The following is a 10,895-nucleotide window of genomic DNA, read 5'->3' as shown; positions in this document are numbered from 1 at the left end:
GATCCCCCCTGCCCCGCCGCGCCGCCTCGTGCCCGCCAAGCCGAGCCCCGAGATCGCCGGCAAGACCAGCCTCCTCGACCTGTCGGACAAGGTGTGCCGCTGGCCGATGGGTCACCCGGGCGAACCCGACTTCCACTTCTGCGGCGAGCAGGTGAACCCGGGCTTCCCCTATTGCGTCGAGCATTGCGGCCGCGCCTATCAGGCCCAGTTGCCGCGCGGCGTGCGCCGTCCGCCCCCGCCGCTGCCCTTCGGTGGTCCCCGCGTCCGCTAGGGCCGCCGATTCGCCGATGTCCCCGTTCAGCTTCGTGCCCGCGAGGCTGTCGTAGGAGACACATGAGACACAGTGTAATGCCAAATTTGTCCCCTCCGCATACGCTCCCTGCCACGGGAGCGATGCGGGGGAGAAAAGACGGCTGATCGGCATGAATGCAGGCTGCGCCAGGCAAGGTGCTGTAGGAAAGTGTTTTCTGCCTCCCGCGCCCGGCAAGGCTTGCCCTCGCCCGCCGCTGGCCGCTATTGAGCGTCGAGCCGAAGGGAGCGCTACCATGAGTGCGGGACGGATCGTCAGCTTCACCATCGCCGCCGCGCTCGCCGGGGCCGCCCAGCCTGCCCTCGCCGAACTGCCCGCGCCCGTGCGCGCGATGATCGATGCCGCGATTGCCACGGGCGACGAGACCAAGGTGCGCACCATCGCCGACATCGCGAAGGCGACCAACCCGGCCGACACCGCCGAGATCGACGCGCTCGTCGCCACCTTCACCACCGCGCTAGCCGCGCGCAAGAAGGCCGAGGAAGAAGCCCGCCTCGCCGCGCTGCGCGAGGCCGATGTGTTCGACAACTGGAGCGGCAAGGGCGAGCTCGGCGGCTTCCGGTCGACCGGCAACACCTCGACCACCGGCATCACCGCGGGCCTCACGCTCGAGCGGCAGGGGATCAAGTGGCGCCACCGCCTGACCGGCCGCGCCGATTACCAGCGCGCCAGCGGGGTGACCACGCGCGAGCAGTTCCTCGCCCGCTACGAGCCCGACGTGAAGGTCTCGGACGATTTCTACGTCTATGCCCTCGCCCAGTACGAGGCCGACCGCTTCCAGGGCTTCGATGCACGCTACGCGATCTCCGGGGGCATGGGCTACCAGGCGATCAAGGGCAAGGCCGTGCAGCTATCGGTGAAGGCCGGCCCGGCCTACCGCCTCACCCAGTTCACCGACGGGCGCACCGAGGACCGCATCGCCGGCCTCCTCGCGCTCGATTTCGACTGGCAGATCACCGATCGTCTGAAGCTTACGCAGGACACCAACGCCGTGGCCGAGACCGGGGGTTCGGCGGTCGCGATCATCGATTCGCGCAACACCTCGATCGACCTCGTGACCGGGCTCGACGCGGCGATCGCCAAGAAGCTGAAGGCACGGTTTTCCTATGCGCTCGAATACGACAGCAACCCGGCGCCGGGCGCGGTGCAGACCGACACGCTGAGCCGCGTGACGCTGATTTATGATTTTTGAGCGAACCAGATGATGTGATGCGCGCCCTTGTTGCCCGGGCGCGAGCGAACGTTCCATTCGGTGACTTGGAGTCCGGTGTCGTAGAGCCGCTTGCGGAAAGCAGGGTCGGGCCCGGCTGACCACACCGCCAGAATGCCGCCCGGCTTCAAGGCGTCCCGCGCCTTGGCAAGGCCGGTGCGCGAATAGATCCGGTTGTTGGCATCGCGCACGATCCCGTCGGGGCCATTGTCGACATCGAGCAGGATCGCATCGAATTTGGCGCAAGTGCCGTCGTTCGCGTCATCGATGAGGGCGGCAACATCGCAGATTTTCAGGTCGAGGCGCGGGTCGGCGAGGCCCTCGCCCGTCAGTTCGGCCATCGGCCCCCTGGCCCAGTCGATGATCGCCTCGGAAATCTCGGCCACCACGATCTGCGCCTTGGCGCCCAGCTTGGCGGCGGCTGCGCGGTAGGTGAAACCCATGCCGTAGCCGCCGATCAGGATGCGCGCATTGGCCTTGCCGAGGCGGTCGATCGTGAGGTCGGCGAGCTGCTCCTCGGAAAAGCGCATCCGCGTGCTCATCAGCTCGTTGCGGCCCATCACGATCATGAAGTGACCGGCATGGGTGTAGAGTTCGAGGGTGACGCCATCCTCGATCTGGGTTGTGTCGATCAGTTCGCGCTGGAGCATCGGTGCAAATCCAAAAGCAAGGCCGCCCGGATCGCTCCGGGCGGCCTCCTGTTCATACCTCTCTCGAGGCGATTAGTCCTTCAGGAAGTCGGGCAGACCGGCCGGACCGCTGTCACGCTCGCGCCCGCCGCGGTCGCCGCCGCGGTCACGCCCGCCGCGATCCCCGCCGCGCCCGCCGCCCTTGGGGCCGCGACGATCGCCGCGGTCGCCACGATCACCGCGCGGTTCGCGCGGTTCGCGGGGCGGACGGGTGTCCTCCAGCTCTTCGCCGGTTTCCTGGTCGACCACGCGCATCGACAGGCGGACCTTGCCGCGCTGGTCGATCTCGAGGACCTTGACCTTCACTTCCATGCCTTCGGAGACGACATCGGTAGGCTTCTCGACTCGCTCATTGCGCATTTCCGAGACGTGGACGAGGCCGTCCTTGCCGCCCATGAAGTTCACGAAGGCGCCGAAATCGACGATGTTGACGACCTTGCCGTTGTAGATCTTGCCGACTTCGGCTTCCTCGACGATGCCGAGGATCCACTTCTTCGCCGCTTCGATCTCGTCGAGGTTGCTGGACGAGATCTTGATCACGCCTTCATCGTCGATGTCGACCTTGGCGCCGGTTTCGGCGACGATCTCGCGGATCACCTTGCCGCCGGTGCCGATGACGTCACGGATCTTCGACTTGTCGATCTGGATCGTCTCGATGCGCGGCGCGTGCTTGCTGACTTCGGTGCGGGCACCGGTCAGCGCCTTGGCCATTTCGCCAAGGATGTGCTGACGGCCGGCCTTGGCCTGCTCGAGCGCCTTGGCCATGATCTCCTGCGTGATGCCGGCGACCTTGATGTCCATCTGCATCGTGGTGATGCCTTCGGCGGTCCCGGCAACCTTGAAGTCCATGTCGCCGAGGTGGTCTTCATCGCCCAGAATGTCCGAGAGGACGGCGAATTCGTCACCTTCGAGGATCAGGCCCATGGCGATGCCCGAAACCGGAGCCTTCACCGGAACGCCGGCATCCATCATCGACAGACAGCCGCCGCACACGGTCGCCATCGACGACGAGCCGTTCGACTCGGTGATGTCCGACAGCACGCGGATGGTGTAGGGGAAGTCTTCCTTGCTCGGCAGCACGGGATTGAGCGCGCGCCAGGCGAGCTTGCCGTGACCGACTTCGCGGCGACCCGGCGCGCCGAAGCGGCCCACTTCACCGACCGAATAGGGCGGGAAGTTGTAGTGCAGCATGAAGCTCGAATAGCTGAGGCCCTCGAGCCCGTCGATCATCTGCTCGCTGTCCTTGGTGCCCAAGGTGGTGGTGCAGATCGCCTGCGTCTCGCCGCGGGTGAAGAGCGACGAACCGTGGGTGCGCGGCAGGAAGCCGACGATGGCTTCGATCGGGCGGACCTGATCGAGCTTGCGGCCGTCGATGCGCGCGCCTTCCTTGAGGATGGCGGTGCGCACGATGTCCGCTTCCACCTTCTTCATGGTCTTGATCGCGACCATCTGGGTCTGCGGGGTTTCGTCGGCAAACGCCGCCTTGGCCTTGGCCCGCGCCTCGTTCAGCGCGTTGGAACGCGCCGACTTGTCGGTGAGCTTGTAGGCAGCAGCAATATCCGCGCCGACCAGTTCCTTGAGCTTCGCCTTGATGTCGGCGGTGTTGTCGCTGACGTCGATATCCCACGGATCCTTGGCGGCCTTCTCGGCGAGTTCGACGATCGCGCCGATCACCTTGCGGATCTCGTCATGCGCGAACATGACGGCGCCGAGCATTTCTTCCTCGGTCAGTTCCTTGGCCTCGGATTCGACCATCATCACGGCCTTGTCGGTCGCGGCGACCACGAGGTCGAGACGGCCTTCGGCGAGCGCCTTGTCCTGCTTCGGGTTCAGCGTGTATTCGCCGTCGACGAAGCCGACGCGCGCGGCGCCGATCGGGCCCATGAAGGGCACGCCCGAGATGGTCAGCGCCGCCGAGGCCGCGATCATCGCGACGATATCGGCCTCGGTCTCGCCGTCGAACGACAGGACCTGCGCGATCACGTTGATCTCGTTGTAGAAGCCTTCGGGGAAGAGCGGACGGATCGGACGGTCGATCAGGCGGCTGGTGAGCGTTTCCTTCTCGGTCGCGCCGCGTTCACGCTTGAAGAAGCCGCCCGGGATGCGCCCGGCGGCCGAGAACTTTTCCTGATAGTGGACGGTGAGCGGGAAGAAGTCCTGCCCTTCCTTCACCGACTTGGCGGCGGTGACAGCGCACAGCACCACGGTTTCGCCATAGGTGGCGAGGACCGCGCCATCGGCCTGACGGGCAATGCGCCCGGTTTCCAGAGTGAGGGTCTTTCCGCCCCACTCCAGCGATACGGTTTTCGTGTCGAACATTGGTTTTCCTTCTGACCCGCGCGGCCATATTGCCGGGCGGGGCCTCATGTGCCGGGGAAAAGACCGTCCCGGTCCGGTGCGGGGCACTGATCTGGCCCCGGGGCGCGGCAGACCGGATGTCTGCGGGCCCCAAATGCGAGAAAGGCGGCCCTTGAGCCGCCTTTCAACGCGAAACTCTTACTTACGCAGACCCAGCTTCTGGATCAGGGCGTTGTAACGCTCGACATCCTTCTTCTTGAGGTAGGCGAGCAGCGTGCGACGCTTGTTGACCATCATGAGGAGGCCACGACGCGAGTGGTTGTCCTTGTGGTGATCCTTGAAGTGCTCGGTGAGGTTGCGGATGCGCTCGGTGAGGATCGCGACCTGGACTTCCGGGCTGCCGGTGTCCTTGGGATCACGGGCGTTCGAGGCAATGACTTCCTGCTTCTTTTCGGCGGTCACCGACATATTCGTTCTCTCTTACTCAGCGACATCGGGAAGGTTGAACCCGCGCACGACCGTGGCCGTGCCATCCGAAATCTCCATCAGCGCCACCGGGACAGTGCCCAGCTTGGCGAGGTAGAGCCCGGATGAGTGGGGCATGCCAGACAGCACCCGGCCCTGTCGGACCGCCTGCGCGCTTGTCTGGTCGAGTGCGAGGGCCGGGATGTCGTCCAGCCCCGCCTCCAGCGGCAGGAGGAGGTGTTCAAGGCCCCGGCCCTTAGCGCTTTCCTCCATGAAGTCCAGCGAAATCGCTTGTTCCTGCCGGAAGGGCCCGGCCTTGATGCGCCTGAGGTAGGTAACATGACCACAGGTGCCCAGCGCATGGGCAATGTCGCGGGCGAGGGAGCGGATGTAGGTGCCCTTGGAGACATGCACGCGCAAAGTCGCATACTGCTCGCTTGCATCAAACTCGCCGACAAAACCTTCCGCGACATACTCCCAGCCGTAGATCGTGACCTTGCGGGACGGCAGCGCCACCTCCTCGCCGCGCCGCGCCAGATCGTACGCGCGCGCGCCATCGACCTTGAGCGCCGAATAGGCAGGCGGAATCTGCTCGATCTCGCCAGTGAAACGTTCGGCCAGCACGGTCTCGACCGGCCCGAACCCCGGCTGCACATCGGACTGGGCAATCACGGCGCCCTCCGTATCGAGCGTGTCGGTCTCCCGCCCGAACTGCACGGTGAACTCGTAGATCTTGCTCGCATCGAGCATCCGCCCGGCAAGCTTAGTTGCCTCCCCCAAGGCAATCGGCAGCACGCCCTCGGCCAGCGGATCTAGCGTGCCGCCATGGCCGACCTTGGTCTTGGCATAGCCGTTCTGGCGCAGCACGCGCTTCACCGCGCTCACCCCTTGCGTGCTGCCCATGCCCCTCGGCTTGTCGAGGATCAGCCAGCCGGATAGCGGCGCGCTCATCCGTTCAGGGCCTCGGAGAAATGCTTGCGGCACAGCGCGACATAGCGGTCGTTCCCGCCGATTTCGGTCTGCCGGCCCTGCCTGACCGCCGCGCCGCTTTCGTCGACTCGCAGGTTCATGGTCGCCTTGCGCCCGCAGTGGCACACGGCCTTCAGCTCCACCAGCGCGTCCGCGATGCCCAGCAGCACCGCCGAGCCGGGGAACAGCGCCCCCTGAAAGTCGGTCCTGAGACCATAGCACAGAACCGGTATCCCCGCCTCGTCCGCTAAACGCGCAAGCTGCCACACCTGATCGGGCGAGAGAAACTGCGCCTCGTCGACCAGCACGCAATCGAGCTTGCCCGCGTCATGGAACGCGTTCACTTCGGCCCACAGGTCGGTTGCGGGCGTGAATGTGTGCGCCTCGCTCTCCAGCCCGATGCGGCTGCGCACCATCCCGGCCGAGCGGCTATCGAGCGCGGCGGTCCATAGCATGGTGCGCATCCCCCGCTCGCGATAGTTGAAATCGGCCTGCAACAGGTGCGAGGATTTGCCTGCATTCATGCTGGCATAGTAGAAGTAGAGCTTGGCCATCGCGGCTGCCTATCGCTTTGCCGCGTCAGGGGCGAGCGCGATGTGAACCTTTTGCGCAGGTCGTGCGTATGGGAAATGGTATGACGAGCCCCCTCACCCGCCTGCTTCTGCTGCCTCTGCTGGCCGCCTTCGCGCTTGCCAACACCGCCAGCACGCCGCAGCGCTACACGCTCGATGCCTCGGCCAGCAATGTCTCGGCCAAGGTCCCCTTCTTCGGCCTCTCCAGCAAGACCGCGCGCTTTCCCCGCATGGAGGGCGCGGTGACGATCGTTCCCGGCGCGCCCGAGAAGGCGGTGATCGACGTGACCTTCGATGCGACCGCGATCCAGGCGCCCGACTCGGTCACGCTGGCGCGGCTGCGGGGCGAGAAGTTCTTCTGGGTGGAGAAATATCCCACGATCCGCTTCACGGGCCGCTCGCTGAAACTCGCCACCGCGACCACGGGCACCGTATCGGGCGATCTGACCGCGCGCGGGGTGACGAAGCCCGCCACGCTCAAGGTGACCTTCGATGCCGATCCGTTGCGCAATGTCGGCATGCCGATCAGCTTCACGGGTACCACCACCATCGACCGGCGGCAGTTCGGGATGAAGTCCTACCAGCTGATCGTGGGCAACAAGGTCGACATCACGCTGAAGGCGCGCATGCTGCCGCGCTAGGCGTCGTCGTCCTCGTCATCCAGATCGCGCGCCACCTTGGGATCGCGCAGCAGCGCTTCGATCCGGTCGGCCTCGGCGAAGCTCTCGTCCTTGCGGAACTTCAGCTTGGGGGCGAATTTGAGGCCGAGGCGCTGGGCGACCTCGCGCTGGAGGAAGGCGGTGTTCTGCCTGAGGGCGTGAACAACCTCCTCGTCGCCCGCGCCGAGCAAGGGCTTTACGTAAGCCGTCGCATGGCGCAGGTCGGGAGTCATGCGCACCTCGGTGACCGCGATGTGCGCGGCGCTCACCACATCGTCATGCACCTCGCCGCGCGCGAGCAGTTCCGAGAGGATATGCCGCACCCGCTCGCCCACCTTGAGGACGCGGACCGATTGCTGCTCGGCGGTGAAGGGTTGTTTGGCGGCCATAGCGTCAGGTCATCTTCGACAGGAGGTTCTTGAGCGAGTTCATGTTGCGCGCCGTGCCCCTGCAGCGGAGCCTGCGCTCCAGCGTCTTGTTCGACAGGTCCGACACACCCACCCCGTGGACATAATCGAGAAACAGCACGCGGTCACCCATCGCCAAACGCTCGCCGCCTCGGGCGCGGTGGTCCGCCACAAGCTGATCGAAATCTGCGCGGTCGGGTTGCCGGCTCAAGAAGATCGAGTGGACCATCTTGTCTGACCCATGCTGCGGACCGGTGCCGTGGAACGGGTTTTCGTCAATCGCGGCGCGCACCTGTTCGCGGGTGCGAACCATGGCACAGGATTTGAACCCGTAGCGCGCGGCAATCACGCTTTCGAGCGCGACTTCAATGCTGGCCGGATCGCGGCTGTCGCTCAGAATGACATTGCCGCTGGCTGCCACCGTCACAACGTCGCGAAACCCGGCCTCCTCCAGCGCAAGCCTGAGATCGGCCATGGCGATCCGGTTGCCGCCCACATTGATGCTGCCCAGCAGCGCCAGATAGCGCCGGTTGTCCCCGGGCATTATCGCTCCATTCCGGTCGCGGTCGGCGTCGGGCGCGGGGTCGGGATCGCGGTCGAGGTGGAGCGGGCGTAGATCGTGCCGTCCTCGCCCAGCAGTTCGCCTTCGAGGAAGATGACCCGCTGCCCCGCCTTCACAACCCGGCCCTTGCCGATGATGGTCGCGCCCTCGGGGATCAGGCGGATGAGGCTCATGGATATGTCGAGGTTAAGCGGCGCCATCACGCCGCCGGTCGCCGCGACATAGGCATAGCCCATCACGTCATCGAGATAGCCCGCCACCAGCCCGCCCTGCACGCCGCCGCGCCAGGTGCAGACCTCGCGCTTCACGGTGAATCGCATGGTGACGGTCTGGCTCGCGTCGTCGAAGCCGACGAACTCGCTGCCGAGCAGCGCCGTGTGCGGCGACTGCCCGGCATCGTCTGGGTAGTGCGGGTCCGTCAGGCTCACAGCGTCCGCTCGCGCTCCTCGACCGAGAAGACTTCGAGGTTGTCGCCTGGCTTGATGTCGTTGGTGTCCTCGAGCACCACGCCGCATTCAAGACCGGCGCGCACTTCGTCGACATCGTCCTTGAAGCGCCTGAGCGAGGCGATCTTGGTGGCCGAGACGATGACGTCGGCGCGAGTGAGACGCGCGAACAGACCCTTGCGGATCGCGCCTTCCAGCACCAGCAGACCTGCCGCCTTGTCCTTCTTGCCCGCCGGGAAGACCTGCTTGACCTCTGCACGGCCCACAACGGTTTCAATCCGCTCCGGCCCGAGCTCGCCCGCCATCTCCTTGGCGACCGCATCGGTGAGGTGGTAGATGACGTCGTAATACATCATCCGCACATTGTCGCGCTTCAGGAGCTCGCGCGCCTTGGCGTTGGGACGCACGTTGAAGCCGATGATCGGCGCCTTGGAGGCCCCCGCCAGCAGCACGTCGCTCTCGGTGATCGCACCCACGCCTGCGTTCAGCACGCGCACCTTGATCTCGTCGTTCGAGAGGTTGTGAAGCGCGTTGACGATCGCTTCGACCGAGCCCTGCACGTCCGCCTTCACCACCACCGGATATTCGATGACGTTGGAGGCGAGGCCTGCGAACATCGTGTCGAAATTTGTCGGCGCGAGGGCCGTGCGCTTTTCGGTCGCGAGTTCCTGACGGTACTTGGCGACCTCGCGGGCGCGCTGCTCGTTCTCGACCACGGTGAGCTGGTCACCCGCCGAGGGCACCCCGCCGAGGCCGAGCACCTCGACCGGCATCGAGGGGCCGGCTTCCTTCAGTTGCTGGCCCTTGTCGTCGACGATCGCGCGGACCTTGCCGCTTTGCGTGCCGACCACGAAGGTATCGCCGCGCTTCAGCGTCCCGCGGGTGACGAGCACGGTCGCAACCGGCCCGCGGCCCTTGTCGAGCTGGGCTTCGATCACGGTCGCCTCGGCATCGCGGTCGGGCCGCGCCTTCAGCTCGAGCAGTTCGGCCTGGAGGTTGATCGCGTCGATCAGGTTGTCGAGCCCCGCGCCGGTCTTGGCCGAGACTTCCACGTCCTGCACGTCGCCCGACATCGCCTCGACGACGATCTCGTGCTCGAGCAGGCGTTCGCGGATCTTCTGCGGGTTGAACTCGGGCTTGTCCGACTTGGTGATCGCCACGATCATCGGCACGCCCGCCGCCTTGGTGTGGTTGATCGCCTCGATGGTCTGCGGCATCAGCCCGTCATCGCCCGCGACCACCAGCACCACGATGTCGGTGACGTTAGCCCCGCGCATGCGCATTTCGGTGAAGGCCGCGTGGCCGGGAGTGTCGAGGAAGGTGATCTTCGACTTGTCCTTGGTGGTGATCTGGTAGGCGCCGATGTGCTGGGTGATGCCGCCGGCCTCGCCCTTCACCACATCGGTGCCGCGCAGGGCATCGAGCAGACTGGTCTTGCCGTGGTCGACATGGCCCATGATCGTCACCACCGGGGGACGCGGCTTCTGCGTCTCGATCGGATCCTCGTCGGCGCTGGTGTCGATATCGACATCGCTCGCCGAGACGCGGGTGATGTTGTGGCCGAATTCCTCGACGAGGAGCTCGGCGGTGTCCTGATCGATCGTCTGGTTGACCGTGACCATCATGCCCATGTTGAACAGCGCCTTCACGAGGTCGGCGCCCTTCTCGGCCATGCGGTTGGCGAGCTCGCTGACGGTGATCGCCTCGGGGACGACCACGTCGCGCACCTGCTTTTCGCGCGGCTTGCTGGGGCCGCCCTGCCCGCGGCGTTCCTTCTCGCGGGCGCGCTTCAAGGCGGCGAGGCTGCGGGCGCGGCGGCCTTCGTCCTCGTTCAGCGCGCGCGTGACGGTGAGCTTGCCCGAGCGGCGGTTGTCCTTGCTCTCATCGGCAGGGGCCGCGCGCTTTTCGTCCTTCTTCTTGGGCTTGGCTTCGACCGCAGCGGGACGCTTGGGCTCGGGCCGTTCGACCGGGGTGAAGCGGCGCGCGGCGGGGACGGCGGCGCTCGCCGCCGTGGCAGCGGGCGCATCTTCGGCGGCTGCGGGAGCCTCGGCCGCGGGCGCGGCCTCGGGCTGCGCGGGCGCGCTGGCGGCTTCGGCGCGCTGGCGCTCGGCCTCTTCCTCGGCACGGGCGCGTTCTTCGGCGCGGCGGCGTTCTTCCTCCTCGCGCTCGCGCGCCTCGGCTTCCTCACGCTTGCGGGCTTCCTCGGCGAGGCGCAGGCGTTCTTCCTCGGCTTCAAGCTGCAGGCGCTTCACGCGCTCCTGCGGGGTCTCGCCGGCAGGGGCCGGACGCGCGGGGCGCGGCGCGGGAG

Annotated in this window: 12 protein-coding genes; 3 read left to right on the top strand and 9 right to left on the bottom strand. The window is 66.2% G+C overall.

Going from position 1 to position 10,895, the window contains the following annotated elements:
* A partial coding sequence (locus AX708_RS13430; RefSeq protein WP_233999662.1) for a GcrA family cell cycle regulator occupies positions 1 to 271 on the top strand: 271 nt, incomplete at its 5' end.
* A 274-nt stretch (positions 272 to 545) separates the two neighbouring features.
* Positions 546 to 1,502: a YdiY family protein gene (locus AX708_RS13425; RefSeq protein WP_066524799.1), complete on the top strand. Its 957-nt coding sequence runs from the start codon at positions 546 to 548 to the stop codon at positions 1,500 to 1,502.
* Here AX708_RS13425 and AX708_RS13420 read toward each other — a convergent pair.
* From AX708_RS13420 to AX708_RS13400, 5 genes are all read right to left on the bottom strand, one after another.
* Positions 1,490 to 2,170 carry a spermidine synthase gene (locus tag AX708_RS13420; protein WP_066524801.1) on the bottom strand — a complete coding sequence of 227 codons (681 nt, stop codon included), beginning with the start codon at positions 2,168 to 2,170 and terminating at the stop codon, positions 1,490 to 1,492. The genes AX708_RS13425 and AX708_RS13420 overlap by 13 nt on opposite strands.
* 72 nt (positions 2,171 to 2,242) lie before the next feature.
* Positions 2,243 to 4,528, bottom strand: a complete 2,286-nt coding sequence (pnp, locus tag AX708_RS13415) for a polyribonucleotide nucleotidyltransferase (protein ID WP_066524807.1) — start codon at positions 4,526 to 4,528, stop codon at positions 2,243 to 2,245.
* Positions 4,529 to 4,705: 177 nt separating this feature from the next.
* On the bottom strand, positions 4,706 to 4,975 hold the full coding sequence (gene rpsO / locus AX708_RS13410) for a 30S ribosomal protein S15 (RefSeq protein ID WP_066524809.1): 270 nt from the start codon (positions 4,973 to 4,975) through the stop codon (positions 4,706 to 4,708).
* Positions 4,976 to 4,987: 12 nt separating this feature from the next.
* On the bottom strand, positions 4,988 to 5,923 hold the full coding sequence (truB, locus tag AX708_RS13405; protein ID WP_066524811.1) for a tRNA pseudouridine(55) synthase TruB: 936 nt from the start codon (positions 5,921 to 5,923) through the stop codon (positions 4,988 to 4,990).
* On the bottom strand, positions 5,920 to 6,495 hold the full coding sequence (locus AX708_RS13400; protein WP_066524814.1) for a thymidine kinase: 576 nt from the start codon (positions 6,493 to 6,495) through the stop codon (positions 5,920 to 5,922). Before AX708_RS13400 ends, truB begins: the two co-directional genes overlap by 4 nt.
* 80 nt (positions 6,496 to 6,575) lie before the next feature.
* Between AX708_RS13400 and AX708_RS13395 the strand changes: the two genes are divergently transcribed.
* Positions 6,576 to 7,154: a YceI family protein gene (locus AX708_RS13395; protein ID WP_066524816.1), complete on the top strand. Its 579-nt coding sequence runs from the start codon at positions 6,576 to 6,578 to the stop codon at positions 7,152 to 7,154.
* On the opposite strand, the gene rbfA is transcribed toward AX708_RS13395, so the two are convergent.
* The 4 genes from rbfA to infB form a co-directional block, all read right to left on the bottom strand.
* A complete protein-coding gene (gene rbfA, locus AX708_RS13390; RefSeq protein WP_066524819.1) occupies positions 7,151 to 7,561 on the bottom strand; it encodes a 30S ribosome-binding factor RbfA in 411 nt (136 codons plus the stop codon). The two genes, AX708_RS13395 and rbfA, sit on opposite strands and share 4 nt — an antisense overlap.
* A 4-nt stretch (positions 7,562 to 7,565) precedes the next feature.
* The gene (locus AX708_RS13385; protein WP_066524820.1) at positions 7,566 to 8,123 is read right to left on the bottom strand and encodes a DUF1697 domain-containing protein; all 558 of its coding nucleotides are present in this window, start codon (positions 8,121 to 8,123) and stop codon (positions 7,566 to 7,568) included.
* A complete protein-coding gene (locus AX708_RS13380) occupies positions 8,123 to 8,569 on the bottom strand; it encodes a PaaI family thioesterase (protein ID WP_066524822.1) in 447 nt (148 codons plus the stop codon). Before AX708_RS13380 ends, AX708_RS13385 begins: the two co-directional genes overlap by 1 nt.
* On the bottom strand, positions 8,566 to 10,895 hold a 2,330-nt coding region (gene infB, locus AX708_RS13375; protein ID WP_067490238.1), incomplete at its 5' end, for a translation initiation factor IF-2. The genes AX708_RS13380 and infB, both read right to left, overlap by 4 nt.

This window comes from Erythrobacter sp. CCH5-A1 (genome assembly GCF_001557115.1).
Lineage (GTDB): Bacteria > Pseudomonadota > Alphaproteobacteria > Sphingomonadales > Sphingomonadaceae > Erythrobacter.
The sequence above is the reverse complement of the archived record's forward strand: the minus strand, read 5'-3'. Positions and strand labels throughout refer to the sequence as shown.